Consider the following 17,093-nt stretch of genomic DNA (forward strand, 5'->3'; position numbering starts at 1 on the left):
CGTATCGACCACGAAATCCATTGTTCCGCAAGCACTTCAGTCTCGCCGAAGCCCGTGCGACGGTCACCGACGCACGGGCACGGCGGGCACCGACAAGGAGACACCTGTGCCCAAGCACACCAGCACCCGACACCAGCGCATTGCCCTGATCGCGGCCGCAGCAGTCATCCCGGTGGCGATGGCGGCCGGACCCGCTGTAGCCGTTGAACCATCACCGCAGGCCGGAGTGACCCCTCAATCCAGCCCCGGCCAGCCCGGCGTCAGCCCCGGCGGCAACGGCCAGCAGCCCGGGGTCACCCCAGCACCACCGCCGCCGCCGGCCCCGCTGCCACCGGACGCGGGCACACCGCTGGCCAATGCGCTGCCCGACCCGCCACCGCCGCGCCCGGACCGTCCGATGCCGAACTTCTGGAAGCCCGCTCCGGCACAGCCCGCGGTCTACGCCAGCCCCACCCCAGACGGCGGCGCCGGCGAACCCGAAGAAGAACAGCCTGCCGAGCCTGCGGCGCCGCCACCACCGCCGGAGGTCCTGCTGCACCTCGGGGCCGAGACCCACCCGCGCCCGGACTGGGCTCCACCCTCGCTGGTCACAGAGTGGAACCAGTGGAACGACTACGGGGTCTACCAAATTGCGCTGGCCTTCGACGCGGCTGGTCTTCCCCGCGACAAAGCTGATCGGCGAGCACAGGTCACCGCCGGTGGCGCGGTGGCCGGAGGTATAGCTGGAGCCAACGCCGTCGCATTGACTGTCGGGTTGGGCAGCTGCTTCGCGGGCATGGCTGTCGGCGGCCTTGTCGGCGCGGCCGTCGCGGCACCAGCTCCGGTGTTCATCCCGTTGTCGGCGACCATCGGCGGCACTGTCGGCTGCGTGGCCGGTGCCACGGTCGTCGGTATCCCCGCTGCCGTCGCAGGCGCGGCCGTGGGCGCGACGGTCGGCGGGGCACTGGCGGCGGCGTTCGGAACCGGCGACAGCGATCAGCCCGCTCCGCCACCGGATGCCCTGCAGCCTCCCGCCCCCGAGCCCGCCCCGGAACCTGCCGCCGAGCCTGCAGCCGAGACCGCCGAGGGCACCAGCGAGCAGGACCCGGCTTGTCCACCACCTGCAGAAGACACCGCCCAGGAGGTCGCGGCTGTCCATGAAGCAGCAGCCCCCATGCCGGATCCGCAGGCGCCTGCGCCCTCGCCGGTCGAGGCGATGGTGTCGACGGTGGTCTCGACTGCACAGGCGATGTGGGCTCAACTGACCGCGCCGCCTGTGCCGCAGAACCTGTTCGAGCAGCGGGGCTAGTCGATGGGTGCGGATGGTGAATGGGTCGTCGCGGGAGTACATCCCGCGACGGCCGCGCCCAACGGCGGATCGATCGTCTACCTGGCCCCCAAGGCTCCCGCACGGGTGCCGCCGGTGCTGGTGGTCGGTGCGTGCGGCGGCAGCGGAGCGACCGTCACCACCCTCGGTCTGGTCTCGGCGCTCGCTTCGGCGCAACGGGTGGTCGCACTCGATGCGACCGTCGCCGGGGGAGACCTCGCGACACGTGGCGCGGACCGGCGCCTCGCGTGCTGCTCGGTCCAAGCCTGGCTGGCCGCATCGAGCGCATCGACTGCGGCACCACTGTCAGAAGCGTTGTCGCTGACCAGCTCCGGCGCCGGACTGCTGTGGCGAGATCCAAGCCCGCTGCCCCATCGCGCCACCACGGCCACCATCTGCGACCGTCTTCTCAGCGCCGGCATGACCTCGGTGGTCGACGGCGGCAGCAGCGTCGCCGCCCGGCATCTGCGTCCATTGCTCGACCAGCCCGACGTACGCCTGGTGCTGACCATCCCGGCCCGCCGCGACGCGACGAACCGTCTGCGCTGGACGCTGCAGCAACTCGACGCCGAATTCGGCGGGGAGTTCATCGGCTCCTCGGTGCTGGTAGTCAGCCACCAACACCCCGACAGTGCCTCGGTGGCACAACCGTTGAGCAACCTCTATCGCGGATGGGTCCGCGCGGTCTGCGAGATCCCCTACGACGCTCATCTGGCCGACGGCCGCACGATCACCTACGACCACCTACAGCCGCGCACCCGTCGCGCCTACGCCGACCTCGCCGCCGTGGTGGCACCGGAAAGCGCTGCGAAATCAACGGATTCGACATGAGCGACGACTGGTTCGACGAGTCCCCCGACCCCACCTACGCGCCGACGCCGTCGCTGTCGGTGGTGTCGCGCCATGAGCAGGACGATCAGGACTGGTTCGACACCAGCCCCGAGCCTGCCACCCCAGCGCCGGAGGCGAGCAAACCCCCCGTTGCTCGCCTCCGGCGCCGCCCGCGTCGACGCCCACCGCTGCCAGTGGTGATCATCGGCGCGCTCACTGCGACCGGCACCATCGTCGTCTGCGCCGCGATGCTGATGCGTCCCGCCAGCCCGGCACCGCCGAATCTCGCGGACCCGACCACCACCGCAGCCACCTCCTCCGCGGTCAAGCCGTGGTGCACCGAAATCGGTGCCGGACAACCGGTCTCGATGACCGCAACCGAACCCGGACTGGCCGCGATCGCGGCATTCGAGAAGGCCTACTACCTCGACCGAGACGCCGTCACCGCACGCCTGCACGTCGCCGCCGACGCCCGGGTCGGCAGCGTGGACCAGCTCAAAGCCGGGATCGACACCGTCCCCGCCGGGACCACCCATTGCGTGCTGGCAACCCCGGTGCAACCAGGCATGTGGTCGGTCGAGCTGTACACGCGCCGACCCGACGGAACTCTCGAGCACTTCCCGCAAACGATCACCACGATCGCCGCAGCCACCGCGCCCAAGGGCGCGCTGATCACGGCGATCCTCCCGCGAGGAGACAACTGATGCGCACCCGCACCATCCTGCTGTGCACCCCTATCATCGCCTCGGCGATGCTGCTGGGCACCACCACCGCATCCACCGTCGCGGTCGCAGAGCCCGAACCCGACTGTGCCGGTTTACATCTGCTGATCGCCAACGGCACAGGCGAAGCGACACCAGGCACACCGCCAGAGGTCGACACCGGCTTCGGTGCCGCGATAGCGGTGCCCGCGCGACTAGCCGCGAACCGCGACAAACCGCTACTGAGCCGCTCCTATCTCGCCTACCAAGCCAGCGACCCTAGCGCGACCTCGATCGTCTCCGGCGCCACGAACGCGACAACCTTCCTGGCCGAGCAATCCAAACGTTGCCCCAACCAGCGCGTGTTCCTCGTCGGCGCACAACAGGGCGCTCAGGTGATGGCCACGATCGCCCGCGACGTCGGGACAGGGCGCGGAGCGATTCCGGCTGACCGCCTCGCCGGAGTCGCCTTGTTCTCCGATCCCACACGAAGCCCTGGCGCGCCGATCTTCTCCGGCGGGCAGAACGGTCCCGGCAACATCCCAGGTGTCACCGGAAACACTGTGGCCCAAACCATTCGGCTCAACGGCGCGGCACCCGCTGACGGGGGAGGGATCGCACCGGCCACCACACGCGCCAGCTACGGATCGCTCACCTCTCGCGTCGCATCGTTCTGCGTGCACGGCGATCTATCGTGCGACATCCCCGCCGACGCTGCTCTGGCAAAAGTCGTCGCCGGTGTCGGCTCGAAGATCAAACAAGACGGATCCGATCCGCTCGGCGTGCTGGCCAGTGTGGTGACCTCCCTGAGCCAAAGCGTGCTCTACACCGGGGCGAGCTTCATCAACGATCACCTGTCCACCACCTCTGGCGGGCAACTGCAGGTCAACACCTCCGGGCCGAGCGTGACCGACCGGCTCGTGCAGTCAGCCAACCCCAACCTCAAGCCCGAAGACGTTCTCACCCAAGCATTGAAGGCGATCACCAAGATCGCGGGCATGGGGATCAGCGCTGCGGTCGCCGTCGGCCGCGAGATCCTCACCCCCGCCAATATCGCCCAGATCGGGGCCGCGCTGGTCGCCGGACCCGAAGCCGCGCTGGGTCTGGTCGCGGCGAAACTCGGTGGCGCGGTACTGAAGCTGATCCCGCCGGTGACCCTGGATCGCGTCGCCAAGCTCGCCTTCAACGAACTCTCCGACGGCCTGACCGACAACACCGGGCTCGTGCGGATGGCGATGGACACCAGCTACTGGCAGAACACCCGCGCCACCGGCTACACCACGGTGCCCGTCGGCGCGAGCGGGCAAACAGCGGTGCAACTGGTCGCCGACTGGGTCGCCGCAGCCGCCCAAGACATCGCCGGAGCCTCCGCGACCCCCGAGGGGAAGACCTCTCCCACCAAACCTGGCCCCCTGGCCACAGTCCCCGGTCAGGAGGTGCTGGCGGCTTCGAAAATCCTTGCTGGTCAAGCGAACTGACAATTCGCGGTGCCGACCTCGGGAATCGGTCACCGCGTCCCGCACGACGGTGGTGGTCCCACCACCACAGGAAGGACCGACATGGTGGCGCCGATAGCGCGCGGCACATCCACAGCCGGGCCCACCACTCCGGCCGGGCTGAAAGTGCCCGCGCCCGAGGAGCAGGCACCGGTATGGGACCGTGCGCTCTCCACCGCCAGCCCCCCTCCGGCGATCTGGCTGCTCGGCGCCCACGGCGGCGCCGGGGTCAGCACCCTGGCACGAACCTGGGCACCGGCTGCGGACTCCCAACGCGGCTGGCCCGCGGCGGACCGCTACCCCAACGTCGTGGTGCTCACCCGCACCCACCGCATCGGGCTCACCGCCGCCCATGTCCTGCTCCGCCAAGCCGCCGCAGGCCTCATCGGCGGATGCACCCTGCTGGGACTGGTCTCGGTCGCCGACCATGACGGTCACCTGCCCGCGACCTTGCGCCGCCAACTGGAGCTGGTCGAAGAACTCGCCCCCGCCAGCTGGCGCGTCCCTTTCCTGTCGATCTATCGGCGCTTGAGCGTCGAGCAGATGCCCCGGTGGTCCCCGCGCGAGGAATCCACCGAGACCCAGCGGCGCTTCGCCCGCACCGACCCCGCCGCGACCGTGCATCCCGACCTCGTCGACATCGGGCGCGCTGTCTTCGACTCCGCCCGCACCGCAGCCATCAGCCGAAAGCAGAGGTAACCCTGTCATGTCCCCGCTCACACAGACCTACCACGTCGCGCAGGCGAGCGTTCTCGCCCAAATCAGTACGACCCCCGGCGTCCCTCCCGGCTCGGAAAAGTACCTGACAATCCTGTCCTGGGTGATCTGGGCCGCTGTCATCGCGTCGATCGGAGGCTTCGTCGTCGCCGCTGCCATGTTGGCCTATCAACGCTGGTCCGGTGGTGGTGGTGACGCCCAAGGCAAATTGGTCGGCGCGATGATCGGCGCGGCCTTGATCACCATGAGCGGGACCATCATCAACACCATCGTCTGGGACTGATCGCGTCATGACGGTTCTCGCGCAGCCACCCGCTGAGCCTCAGCAACTACCCGAGCAAGTCTTCGGGCCGCTGAGCACCCTGTTCGGGTGGTTCGTCTGGTTCGCGACGTTGCTGGCGATCGCCAGCTTCGTGGCGACGGTCTCGATGATCGTGTGGCAGCGCCGATCAGCGTCCTCGACTCACCTGCTCGAGGAAGCTGCTCTGATCCGTATCTGCATCGCATCAGCCATCTTGAGCGCCGCGATGCCCATCGCCCAAGAACTCATGCGCTGAACGGCGAAAGGGAAAACTGTTGCTTCACAAGAAGATCAGAGTAAGTATCGCCGCCGTTCTGGTCGCGCTCACCATGCTTGTGGTCGGCTGCGGTGAGGGCGACGATCCAGCGCCGGTGACAACCAGTGCAGCCCCCGACCCCACCGCCGCACCGGCGCGCCTGGTGTGGGAAACCCGCGCCGGCGTCCGGCTGCCCCGCTCACCGATCGACGGACCCACCAACTTCGGCGACGCCGTCGCGACCGGCTATTCACGTACTCCGCAAGGCGCAGTGCTCGCCGCCATCCGCGGCCAAGTGCTGCTCGCACTGGCCACCGACAGCGAATGGGGGCGAGTCCTGTCCATCGTCGCCGCACCCGGCCCAGGCCGCGAGGAATACGCTGCGAATCGAATCGCGCTGTCGATCAACGGACCCGTCCCCGTGGGCAAATCGCCAAAGTTCCTGGCGTTCAAAGTCACTCACTATACCGACAGGGCTGCGGCAGTGCTGGTCGTCGCCGAAACGGCCGACTCACGCGAGCGCCTGGCCTTCCCGGTCGCCCTCGCCTGGATCGACGACTGGCGCATCGTGCTCCCCACAGCCGCTGAGAACGTCGACGGGATCGAAGTACCCACCCTCGACGGCTACACACGCCTGGAGGGCTGACGATGACACGAGCTCGCATCGCGGTGGCGACCGTCTTGACCGTGCTGTGTGCCATCGTCGTGGTCCTCTTCGCCAACCGCGACGACAATCCACGTGAATCCGGCACCGCGGCCCCGCGCCCGACACGCACCGCGCCGGGCGGACCCAGTTCGGCGGGCGGGTTCGACGATCCCACCACCGACCGCCTCGGCCGCAAAATCATCATTCCCCGTAATGCCGCGGGCCAACCCCAGCCCCAGCGCGATCCCGGGCCGCGCGTGGAATGCGGTGGGGGCGCGGTGGATTCGCCACAAGGCATGCAGATCCAACGCAGCTTCGAGATGCCGATCCTGACCTCGGCCACCGACGGGCCCACTCGTATCGAAGGAACCAATCTGCTGGGCTACCGGCGATCGCCACAGGGCGCGGCGATCGCCGGATTCAACTTCCTCTCGCGCACCTACGCCGCAGGAGAGCCCTCGCGCGCGGCGATCGCCGCGCTGACGATCCTGACCGAGGACGAACAACGAGACCTGGCCCAGGCATCCGCACCGGTTGAGGCCGACCCGGCCGGAGATCGGTTTCGGCGGTTGTTCCTCGCACCAGAAGCATTCCGCATCCTCACCTGCGATGCGGACCTGGTCGCGGTCGAGTGGGCTTTACGCGCCGAAACAACCCCGGCCACCACGACAGCGGCGGGGCAATGGGTCGGATTGCGGCTGAATCTGCTGTGGCGCCACGGCGATTGGCGTGTCCAACTCGCACGTGAGCTGGCCAGTACCGGGGCCGGGCAGCGGGATTCCTCGCTGGAGGGGTGGACGAAGTGGTCTTGGTGAGACGCCTCGCGTTGCTCGTCATCGGCGTACTGGTGGCGGGAATCGTCACTGCTGGTTCAGCGTTGGCCCAACCCTCAACCGCGCCACCGACACCGCCACGCCCCACCGTAACCGTTCCCACCCAAAGCCCGACACTCAACTCCGATCCCGACCCCGACGGCAGCCAGTTCGACGAAACCTACGACGGCTGTAAAGACCTGCTCGACCAAGGGCTCCACACCGGACTCGACTGGCTCGACGAGGCGATCGACGTCACCGTCGGCGGACTGTCGACGATCAACTGCGGCGTCGCGGCCGGAGCAATGACCGCCGGAGTCAACGGAGTACAGGGCTTGGCAACCCTGTTTTGGGACGACCCGGTCGGCAAGCTCACCCGCGCGGTCATGGACGGCAACAAGAACGCCTTTGTCACGATGATGACGTTCTGGATGTCGGTCCCGATACCGTTCTCCGGATCCCAATCGATCGGCGGAATCCGCAACCTGACATGGGAATTGCAGTTGATCGCGTTAGCGTTCGGGGTCGGGTTCGGGGCGCTCCGGCTGGCGATAGCACGTCGGCACGCGGTGGCCGAAGGCGCAGAAGAATCCGCGCGCATGCTGATGCGAACATTGTTCGCACTCTGGACGCTTCCAGTGACCGTGCTCGCCCTGCACCAAGCCGGCGACGGCTTCTCGATCTGGGTACTGCAAAGCGCATCCGGCGGCGACGTCAACGCCAAAATTCAGGCGCTGGTGTGGATCGACGAAAAGTCCGGACTGGGCCCGGTGGTCTCGCTCGCACTGGCCGGGATCGGGCTGCTCGGCAGCATCGCCCAACTGGTCGCGCTGATCATCCGCGAGGCGGTGCTGTCGCTGGCCGTCGCGCTCTCACCGATCGCTGCCGCTGCCAGCGTCACCGGCACCGGCCGCCAGAGCTGGACCTCGATGATCAGCTACACCATCGCCGCACTGCTGTTCAAGCCCGCAGCCAGTCTGCTCTACGCCTTCGCCTTCTGGGCCGCGACAAGCAATACCGCCACCGACGCGGTGATCGGGGCCGTACTGCTCGCCGTGGCCGGATTTGCGCTGCCAACGATCCTGCGCGTAATCGCCCCATCGGTGTCGACGATCTCGGCCGGAGGATCGCAGGTCGCTGCGTTGGCCGCAGGTGGCGGTGCTGCCGCGGGTGCGGCAGGAATGGCAGCTCGCGCGGCCGGTGCCAAGATGCAGCCCAACGGGGGAGGCAGCGCGGGATCCGCTGCGGGATCGGGTGGTTCACCCCCAGCATCTGGTTCGACCGGCGGCTACGGCGGCCAGTACTCGGGCTCGAGCTCCGGAGGCGGAGGCGGAGGCGGTTCACGCGCAGGCGGCGGTGGCGGGTCAGGCGGTGGCGGCTCGGCGACCCGTTCCGGTTCCAGCGCAAGCGGATCGGCGGGCACGAGCAAGGCAGCCACGGCAGCCAAGCTCGGCGGCATGGCGCTGGCGGGCATCGGGACCGCCGCCGTCGGGACCGCCCGCGCCGCCTCACGGGGTACCTCGAGCGCGGCCGGGTTCATCGAGGGAACGATCCAGAACGGGCAGGTGCCGCGATGAGCACACCTGCTGGTTTCGACCGGCCCCTGTACTCCTCAGGGACCTTCCCCCAGCGCACAGGGTTCTTCGGTCTGTCGTTGCGGGCCTCCATGTTCGGTGGCGCGGCGATGGTCGCCACGTTGCTGACCATGCTGATCGGGGGCCTGGGCCCCGCCCTGGTGCTGGGCGGGATAAGCGTGTTGATTCTGGCGCCGATGGTGATCACCACCCGCCGCCACAGCCTGTACGAGGTGATCCAATTGCGTATCCAATGGTGGCGACGCCGGCTGTCCGGCAGCACCGTCTACCGCAGCGGCCCCCACTCACACATCCCCGGCGGCCGCTACCGCCTGCCCGGCCTGCTCGCAGACACCACACTGCACACCGGCACCGACCGGCTCGGCAACGACTTCGCCATGATCCACCGCCGCCGCCGCGATGAATACACCACGGTGCTCGAATGCTGGCCCGGCGGTGACGAGGCGCTGACCCAAGTCCAGCGCGACATGATGACCGCCGACTGGGGCGCCTACCTGGCCAACCTCGGATTGCCCGGCGACATCGTCGCCGCCGTCGCGGTGATCGAAACGTTCCCGGCGACTGGGCTGCGGCTGCAGCGCGAAGTCTCGCAAATGATCAAGCACTCCAACTCTCCGATCGCCTCTCAGGTGATGGAGGAGTCCGCGCTGCACTTTCCCGCCGGCCGCCAGCAGCAACACGCACGCCTGGCGCTGACCTTCCGCGCCACAACCAAAGCGCGACGGGTCGACCCCGAAGAAATGGCGGCGGAACTCGCCCGCCGACTCCCCGCCTTGTACGAGGACCTCCTCGGTGCCGGGGTCGACGCCCTGCCGATGTCGGCCGAGCAGGTCGTGGAGATGGCGCACCGCTCCTACAACCCTTCCGCCGTCGCGGACTTCGAGGCCCTCGACGTTCTCGGCGAACCCCACGGCATGGATTGGGAGGACGCCGGACCCGCCGCCGCCGCGGCGAAGTGGGACTACTACCGCCACAACGGAGTCGTGTCGGTGGTGTGGGAGATGGCCAACCCGCCCGAGTCGGTGTTCACCGATGAAGTCCTCAGACCTCTTCTGCAACCTCATGATTCGCTACCGCGCAAACGTCTGACCATCATCTATAGGCCGTTCACCGCTGGTGACGCCACCCGTCAAGTCGACCGGGAATACAAGGACGCACTCACCGCGAACCAGCAGGGACCAGGAGTCAAAAGCGCCGCCAGTGAGCTGCGACTACAAGCCACCCATCAGCAACGCCACGAGCAGGTCCGTGGCGCGGGTCTGGTGAGGTACTCGATGTTGCTGACGGTCACCACTACCGGCGATCACAACACCGCTGCCGCGATCGCCGAATCACTATCCGCGCGAGCCCGTTTGGGCTTCTTTCGCGCCTACGGGCAGCAGGACACCGCCTTTGCCGCCGGCCTCGGACTCGGGGTCCTGATGCCCGACCACTCGACCATGTCGCAGATCGCGTCGAACGCCTGACCATGCCAGCCACATTCACCGACGACCAGCTCGCCCAGCTCGTCGACGACATCGACGAAGGTTTCACCACCGAGCCACCACTGCTGTCGAGCAAGGGCCGGGCACTGGCGAGATGGCGTCGCCGCCATAAGGATTCGCCGAGTTCTTCGACCACATCAGAACGTGAGCCGCAGTGGCGCCGCACCCACAAACGCAGCCAACGCGGCTACCGCGGGCCCGGTGGCGGAGCGATGGACACCGTGAAGCCGCCGCTGGAGTGGCAGGCCACCACCGCGCACGTGTGCGGCCTCAACCCGTGGATGGTGGGCGCGGCATCCCCGAATATCGGCACCCCAGTCGGCGCGCACCTGACCACCGGCGAACCAGCAACCTGCGATGTCCTGGCCTGGTTCGCAGCCGGGCTGATCAGCAATCCATCCGCGTTCGTCCTTTCGCTGCCGGGGCTGGGGAAATCGACCCTTATCCGAAAGATGGTCCTGGGCGCGATCGCGCAAGGGCAGTGCCCACTGATCGCCGGCGACATGAAGGGGGAGTACGTCGAGCTGATCCGGGCGAACGGCGGCCAGGTCATCACCCTCGGTCACGGCAAGGGTCATCTTAATCCGCTCGCCGCCGGATCGCTGGGGTCCACGATCCCGCTGCTGGAAGCCCACGAGCAACAGTTGATCGCCGCGGGCAGGGGCGGACTCATCGATGAAACCCGTGAGCTCGTGCATTCGCGTCAGGTGCTGATGACCGCGACGCTGATCGAGCTCATCCGCCAGGAACCTGTCGCGGACTACGAACACGCGCTGCTGTCCTCGGCGCTGCGCGAGCTTCGCGAGGGTGGGCAGTTCGACTTCGAGAACCCGCCGTTGGTGCGGGATCTGGCCGATCAGATCAGCGCGGGATCGGATCGACTGCAGAAGATCGCCGCCGCGGCATCACGCGAGGAATATCTGGTGGCGACCATCGCGCTGCGGCGGTCGATGGCGGCCTTGCTCGACGGGCCACTTGGTGAGATCTTCGCCGACCACACCAGTACACCGCTGGACCTGTCCGCCCCGGGCATCGTCATCGACGTGTCCTCGCTGACTCGCGGAGACAAAACACTCAAAGCGGCAGTCATGCTTGCCTGTTGGTCGGATGCCTACGGGTCCATGGAAGCAGCCCATCTGCTGGCCGCGGCCAAACTCGCCCCGCAACGCTACTTCCTCGCTGTTTTGGACGAGTTGTGGCAGGTCCTGGGTGCCGGTGCGGGGATGGTGCAACGCATCGATGAGCTGACCCGGCTCAACAGGAGCGACGGCACCGGCCTACTGCAAATCACCCATACCGGCCGTGACCTGGAAACACTGCCCACCGAAGCCGACATCAAAACCGCTCTCGGGTTCATTGAGAGAGCCGGCATGGTCATTTGTGGAGGGCTGCCAGCCGGAGAGTTGGCACGGCTCGAGGACGTGCTGCAGTACAGCGTCGCCGAACAGGCCATGATCACGTCCTGGTCACGTGGCGCGCCGCTACGCCGGCGCCACCGCGGGGCACGCCAAAAACCCGCCGGAATCGGCAAATTCATGATCAAGATCAGCAAGGACTCCGCAGCCGGGATCCCAATCCAGACATTGCTCACCCCCACCGAGATCGAATTACGGCTGCACGACACCAATGCCCGATTCGACGAGCTTATCGCGCAGCAAGAACGATGAGCAGACCGACGAAATACCCTAGGGCGCAACGTGATTGGGCACTCCGCACCTACCGCGACACCCGTGACCAGTACCGCTCGCGAATGCAGTGCTGCGCGGCTATCGCCACCGCGCTCGGCGCACACGTCAACACCGTGCTGCGCTGGGCCAGCGAAGAATTCGGCCCCTCACGCACTCTCAGCGCCGAGGAACTACCCTCCTACGTGCACACCCTGCAGTCGGAGATCACGCGACTGCGACAAGCCAATTGCGCCCTCTCCGAACAAGTTCGGGCCCGTCGATGAAAGCGGGACTGGCGATGGTGGCAGCGCTGGTGGTGGCCGTCGCCCTGCTCGTTACGGTCTTCGACGACACCACCACCAGCAACACCGGTGCCTGCATAACCAACCCAGGCAATCAACGCCCCGGCGGTGTCCCACCCGGAAAACGTTCGCTGCCGATGCACACCACCGGCGACGGCAAAGCAGTCATCACCTCCGGATTCCATGACCCGACCAGGGCCGACAGACACGAGGGAATCGACTTCGCTGCACCGATAGGCGCTCCGATCTTCGCTGTCGCCGACGGTGTCGTCGCCCTGGCAGGCCCGGCATCGGGATTCGGGAACTGGATCGTCATCGACCACACCCTGCCCGACGGCAGCGCGTACTCCACCGTCTACGGGCATATGAGCTCCTCCGACGAGGGCGGCACCCTGGTGCAAGCCGGAGATGCCGTGCGCGCCGGCCAGCACATCGCCAACGAAGGTGACAAAGGCGAGGTCACCGGTCCGCATCTGCACCTGGAACTGTGGGAAGGCGGAAGGCTCACTGGCGGAACCGCCATCGACCCGAACGCCTGGCTCACCGACGCCGTCGAACCCGGCACCGAGACCTCCACGAACCCCGACACGGCCGGCCCCTCGGTCCCCGCTGCACCCCCATCCGACGTCGCGGTGGCCGCAGCGCCCCCGGTCACCGAGCTGTCCAGCCCGCTACCCGCCGACGTCGGCTCGGAGGTCAACCTGCAGATCAACGCGATCCGCGTCGCCCGCGCCGTACACGCATATTTTCCGCAGATCACCGATATCGGCGGGTGGCGCCCGAGCGATCAGGTGTCACCCGATCATCCCAACGGTGTCGCCATCGACATCATGATCCCGGATTTCGACTCCGACCTCGGCCGCCAATTGGGTGACAGCATCCGCGATTTCGTGTGGGCTAACCGCGAACAATTTCATCTGACTTACCTGATCTGGCGAGCCACCCTCGTCCCGGCCGACGGCGACACCCAGAACCTCACCGAGACCGGGGATCTGAACGCCGACCACTACAACCACGTCCATGTCAGCGTCGAAGGCCACGGCCCACCCACCTCCGACCAAACCTACGGAGCCGCACCGCAACCCGGCGATCCGAACGCACCAGCCAGCCCGAAGGCCCCGCTCGCTCGCAACCCGTGCACGGTCCCCAACATCACCGACGACAACGGATCCGACACCCTGCCCGACGCCGTGCCCCAGGAGTTCCGGCGATGGCTGGTGATCTCGGCGAAACAGTGCAACGACCTGACCCCGGAACTGCTGGGCGCCCAAGTCGAAGCCGAGTCCGGCTATCAGCCCCACGGCCCCAACGATGCCCGAGCATCTGGTTACACCCAGTTCATCCCCGAAACCTGGTTGCACTACGGCGTTCCGGTGGACGACAACGGCAACCCAACCGGTCCCGCTGGCACCGGCGACCCCAACAACATCGGCGACGCCGTCATGGCCCAGGGCCATTACATGTGTGATCTGGCCGCCGAACTACGCCTACTGATCGCCTCCGGCGAGGTCTCCGGCGATCCCACCGCGTTGATGCTGGCCGCCTACAACGCCGGACCCGGAGCGGTACGCGAGTACGGCGGTATCCCGCCGTACCCCGAGACCCTCAACTACGTCCCCAAGATCTTGAATCGAGCCAAGGAGCTGGAGGCCGCGATCAACCAATGAGCAAGCTCAAAATCGCCGGCGCCCTCACCGCGGTGGTGCTGGTCGTCCTCGGCATCATCGCCGCGCTGAAACTCAGTGCCGGCCCCGATCATCGCGGCACCGACAGCCACACTCACATCGATGCGCTCGATCCCGCCCACGCAAGCCCGGACGCTGTCGCGGTCAACGCGCTCACCATCATTCACAGCTGGCGACCGGGCACCGACGACACCGCGTGGCAAGCATTGCACCGCGCGAGCGCCCTGCTCACCGACCCGCTCGCGCGCGCGGCCAAGACCGCACCGAATCCGCCGATACGTCCAATTCCTCAGTGGGACAGCTGGACTCGCAGCCACGACAGGATCAACGCCGCGGTCACAGTGACCGAACCCGTCGTCGTCGACGGCGACGACGCCACCGTCGTCGCGCGGGTCAACCAACTCGTGCTGCACCCCGGCGGGACGACCACGCCCTACACCGTCAGCCGGCTGCAGGTCCGGCTGCGCCACTTCCAGGACAAGGGCTGGCTTGTCAGCCGCTACCAGCTCGCCCCGGACAAGCCATGACCGCTCGCACACAACGCCCTGCCCCCGGCCGCGAGAGCCTGGTCCTGGCCGCAGTCGCCACAGCTGCCGTAGCGGTCGTCGCGGCGGTGCTCGGCGCCTACCGCATCGGAGGCGGCGCCAACCCGTCCTGGAATCCCGCGATCCTCGCCGAAGTCGCTGCCGGACACCGTGAATGGCCCACCTCGGCGACCTTCGCGTTGATCGGCGAGCTGCTGCTCGCCGCCGCCGCCGGCACCACCTTGGCCTACCTGTTCGGCCACCAGCGCAAGGGACAAGGCAAACGCCGTCCAGTCGACTCGGCCGCGAAAACCATGACCAACCCGGCGGGGCTCGATCTGTTCAAAGAGAAGTGGCTGCGCGCGGAAACCCTGCGCCTGGCACCGGGAATCCCCGCCGACCACCCCGCATTCCTCGGCTTCCTCGTCGGATACACCGTGCGCGGCAACCTGCCGCTGCGGCTGCCCTACGAATGGGTCGTCGTCGCCATCGCCGGAACCAGGATGGGCAAAACCGTGGCCCTGGCGATTCCGTGCGTGCTCAACGCGCCCGGGCCGGTCGTGGCGACCAGCAATAAGCCCGACATCTACACCGGGACATGGACGGTACGCCGCGAAGAGGGCGAGGTGTGGCTGTTCGACCTGCAAGGCGTCACGACCGGCCAAGCGGGGCAAGCACAGTTCTGGTGGAACCCCTTGCGATCGGTCGCCGACCTCCCCGCAGCGAAGAAGGCGGCCAGTTATTGGGTGGGCGCATCCAAAGACGACGAAGCCAAAGCAGCCGACGCCTACTTCGACGGTAGCGCCCAGGACCTGCTCAGCGCCTACATGCTCGCCGCTGCTCTCGCTGGCGGGGACATGTGGCACGCCGCGGAATGGATGGCCAATGAGCAAAGCGACGTACCCGCCGCCGTCTTGCGGGCACACGGGGAGACCGCAGTCGCACGCATGTTGACCACGAAACAAAACGTGACCGAAAGACAGCGCGACGGATTCTACGACATGGCGAGGAGGTTCCTGGAGAGCCTGGACGCCAACCGGTATGCCAAGGCGATCCTGCCCAACCGCCGCCGCACGATCAGCATCGCCGCCGACGGGACCGTGGTCACCGGCCCAGGCGAATTCATTCATTCACTACCCGAGTTCAATCCTGAGGCCTTCGCGACCTCTCACGACACCCTCTACGCCCTGTCGAAAGAAGGGCCCGACAGCGCCGCGGCGCTGACAACCGCTCTGGTCGGGCTGGTGCTGGATCAAGCCGAGGCCGCCGGTGCCCGCACCGGCGCCGGCCGCCTGCCCATACCGATGATGGCAGTCCTCGACGAAGCGGCGAATACGTGTCGGCTCAAGTCACTGCCAGATCAGTACAGCCACTTCGGTTCTCGCGGCATCATTCCGGTCACCATCCTGCAATCGCCCGCGCAGGGCAAAAAAGTCTGGGGCGAGGTGGGCTTCCGGATCATGTGCGACGCCGCGTCTGTGCTGTGGTACGGCGGCAACATCGACGACCGCGACTTCCTGTCGACCCTGTCGGACCTGATCGACGACCACTGGGTAAGAAACGACCAAACATCCACGCCCACAGGGATATTCGCCACCGGACAAGCATCGCGCAGCAGTTCTTGGCAGTCCGAGCGAATCCTGAAGATGGCCGATCTGGCCGCCATCACCAGCGACCGCGCGATCGTGCGAATCCCCGGGTCCAAACCGCTACTGGTCCGCAAGAACTACGCCACACCGGCCCCGAAACCGCCAACCGGTGACCCGACACACACCGATCCAGCTGCCGCCGCGACGGTCGCAGCGACACCGAGAAAGCGAGGACCGCTGCGATGACCACTTCCACGACCGCTGAGGAAAAGGCCCCGCCCGAACCGCAGTACGCCACGGTGTGGCTGTGGGTCGAGGACTGGTTCGTCATCAACATCCGCCGCCGCGTCAACGCCTCCCCGGGAAAAGGATTGACCTGGGACCCGGCATGGTGGAAATACCCCGAGGTCGTCGCCCGCATGCTGGCCCTGCACGCGGCGTGGGAAGAAGCCCACGCCTCCGCGTCCGCGTCGGCGATGTCGAGCTGGTTCGTCTCACATCTGGAACCGCACTTGCGTGTGCTCTTCGATGGGGAGACCGGGCCGATGTCGTTGGCTTCTGCCGATCCCAACTTCTCCGGGCACGCACCCTTGGCCACCGAACCGGTGCCCGATGATGTCCGAAACCGGCACCAGCCTGTAGCGGCATTGACTGAGCTGGAGCCTCTGTTCCCGACCGTGTGGGAATGGATGGAGGGCTGGTTCGTCAAAGTGGTTCGGCGACGGATTCTTTCAGCTGCGGGGAAGGGACTCTCGTGGGACCCGATGTGGTGGCAGTACCCCGAGGTTGTTGAACGCTTCGCCGCCTTGCATGCCGCCTGGGAACACGCCCGCGTCGCACAGTCACCCTCGGCGATGTCGACCTGGTGGTGCGCGCATCTGGATGCCCACCTGCGGGTGATCTTCGACAACACCACCGGGCCCATGTCCCAGGCCGGAGCCGCCGGGTTCGCCGGCCATCCGCAACTGGAAGCCACACCACTGCCTGAGGTCGTCAAACGCCAGCTGGCGCCCGCCGCCTGAAGAGCTGGGCAACAAACTGCTCTGCGGGGTCGAGTTGCCTGCATGCATGATTCGCTCGCAACGGAGGAGCTCAGTGCAGCAGGTCAAGCCAACGATTGACTGTCACGTGACGAAACATGCCGTGTGGGAATTGTAGTAATCAGTCGGTGTCGGGAACAC

At 67.2% G+C, this 17,093-nt stretch carries 17 protein-coding genes; all 17 read left to right on the forward strand.

The features are described 5' to 3' along the window. The first annotated feature begins 106 nt into the window (after nucleotides 1–106). The gene (locus tag DBO33_RS41150) at nucleotides 107–1,288 is read left to right on the forward strand and encodes a hypothetical protein (RefSeq protein ID WP_107661063.1); all 1,182 of its coding nucleotides are present in this window, start codon (nucleotides 107–109) and stop codon (nucleotides 1,286–1,288) included. A 3-nt stretch (nucleotides 1,289–1,291) separates the two neighbouring features. After that, the gene (locus DBO33_RS41155) at nucleotides 1,292–2,137 is read left to right on the forward strand and encodes a hypothetical protein (protein ID WP_234391480.1); all 846 of its coding nucleotides are present in this window, start codon (nucleotides 1,292–1,294) and stop codon (nucleotides 2,135–2,137) included. After that, complete coding sequence (locus tag DBO33_RS41160) at nucleotides 2,134–2,841, forward strand: hypothetical protein (protein WP_107661064.1); 708 nt, start codon at nucleotides 2,134–2,136, stop codon at nucleotides 2,839–2,841. The genes DBO33_RS41155 and DBO33_RS41160 overlap by 4 nt, the downstream gene beginning before the upstream one ends. Continuing rightward, complete coding sequence (locus DBO33_RS41165; protein WP_107661065.1) at nucleotides 2,841–4,316, forward strand: cutinase family protein; 1,476 nt, start codon at nucleotides 2,841–2,843, stop codon at nucleotides 4,314–4,316. Before DBO33_RS41160 ends, DBO33_RS41165 begins: the two co-directional genes overlap by 1 nt. 81 nt (nucleotides 4,317–4,397) lie before the next feature. Further along, the gene (locus tag DBO33_RS41170) at nucleotides 4,398–5,033 is read left to right on the forward strand and encodes a DUF6668 family protein (RefSeq protein ID WP_107661124.1); all 636 of its coding nucleotides are present in this window, start codon (nucleotides 4,398–4,400) and stop codon (nucleotides 5,031–5,033) included. A 7-nt stretch (nucleotides 5,034–5,040) separates the two neighbouring features. After that, nucleotides 5,041–5,334 (forward strand): hypothetical protein, encoded by a 294-nt coding sequence (locus tag DBO33_RS41175; protein ID WP_107661066.1) that lies wholly within the window; start codon nucleotides 5,041–5,043, stop codon nucleotides 5,332–5,334. 7 nt (nucleotides 5,335–5,341) lie between these two features. Beyond that, entirely contained in the window at nucleotides 5,342–5,608 is a 267-nt protein-coding gene (locus DBO33_RS41180; protein ID WP_107661067.1) for a hypothetical protein, read from the forward strand. Between the two features lie 19 nt (nucleotides 5,609–5,627). Further along, nucleotides 5,628–6,254 (forward strand): hypothetical protein, encoded by a 627-nt coding sequence (locus DBO33_RS41185; protein ID WP_107661068.1) that lies wholly within the window; start codon nucleotides 5,628–5,630, stop codon nucleotides 6,252–6,254. A 2-nt stretch (nucleotides 6,255–6,256) separates the two neighbouring features. Continuing rightward, complete coding sequence (locus DBO33_RS41190; RefSeq protein WP_107661069.1) at nucleotides 6,257–7,069, forward strand: hypothetical protein; 813 nt, start codon at nucleotides 6,257–6,259, stop codon at nucleotides 7,067–7,069. Beyond that, entirely contained in the window at nucleotides 7,066–8,643 is a 1,578-nt protein-coding gene (locus DBO33_RS41195) for a hypothetical protein (protein ID WP_159080771.1), read from the forward strand. The genes DBO33_RS41190 and DBO33_RS41195 overlap by 4 nt, the downstream gene beginning before the upstream one ends. Continuing rightward, nucleotides 8,640–10,127, forward strand: a complete 1,488-nt coding sequence (locus DBO33_RS41200; RefSeq protein ID WP_107661071.1) for an SCO6880 family protein — start codon at nucleotides 8,640–8,642, stop codon at nucleotides 10,125–10,127. Before DBO33_RS41195 ends, DBO33_RS41200 begins: the two co-directional genes overlap by 4 nt. A gap of 2 nt (nucleotides 10,128–10,129) precedes the next feature. Continuing rightward, nucleotides 10,130–11,812: an ATP/GTP-binding protein gene (locus DBO33_RS41205; protein ID WP_234391481.1), complete on the forward strand. Its 1,683-nt coding sequence runs from the start codon at nucleotides 10,130–10,132 to the stop codon at nucleotides 11,810–11,812. Continuing rightward, nucleotides 11,809–12,096 carry a transposase gene (locus tag DBO33_RS41210; RefSeq protein ID WP_159080772.1) on the forward strand — a complete coding sequence of 96 codons (288 nt, stop codon included), beginning with the start codon at nucleotides 11,809–11,811 and terminating at the stop codon, nucleotides 12,094–12,096. The genes DBO33_RS41205 and DBO33_RS41210 overlap by 4 nt, the downstream gene beginning before the upstream one ends. Next, on the forward strand, nucleotides 12,093–13,781 hold the full coding sequence (locus DBO33_RS44635) for a peptidoglycan DD-metalloendopeptidase family protein (protein ID WP_107661073.1): 1,689 nt from the start codon (nucleotides 12,093–12,095) through the stop codon (nucleotides 13,779–13,781). Before DBO33_RS41210 ends, DBO33_RS44635 begins: the two co-directional genes overlap by 4 nt. Further along, nucleotides 13,778–14,326, forward strand: coding sequence for a hypothetical protein (locus DBO33_RS41220; RefSeq protein WP_107661074.1), 549 nt, complete (start codon nucleotides 13,778–13,780; stop codon nucleotides 14,324–14,326). The genes DBO33_RS44635 and DBO33_RS41220 overlap by 4 nt, the downstream gene beginning before the upstream one ends. Beyond that, complete coding sequence (locus DBO33_RS41225) at nucleotides 14,323–16,158, forward strand: type IV secretory system conjugative DNA transfer family protein (protein ID WP_107661075.1); 1,836 nt, start codon at nucleotides 14,323–14,325, stop codon at nucleotides 16,156–16,158. Before DBO33_RS41220 ends, DBO33_RS41225 begins: the two co-directional genes overlap by 4 nt. Further along, nucleotides 16,155–16,934, forward strand: a complete 780-nt coding sequence (locus tag DBO33_RS41230; protein WP_107661076.1) for a DUF4913 domain-containing protein — start codon at nucleotides 16,155–16,157, stop codon at nucleotides 16,932–16,934. The genes DBO33_RS41225 and DBO33_RS41230 overlap by 4 nt, the downstream gene beginning before the upstream one ends. The last annotated feature ends 159 nt before the right edge of the window (nucleotides 16,935–17,093 follow it).

This window comes from Nocardia suismassiliense, assembly GCF_900269665.1.
Taxonomy (GTDB): domain Bacteria; phylum Actinomycetota; class Actinomycetes; order Mycobacteriales; family Mycobacteriaceae; genus Nocardia; species Nocardia suismassiliense.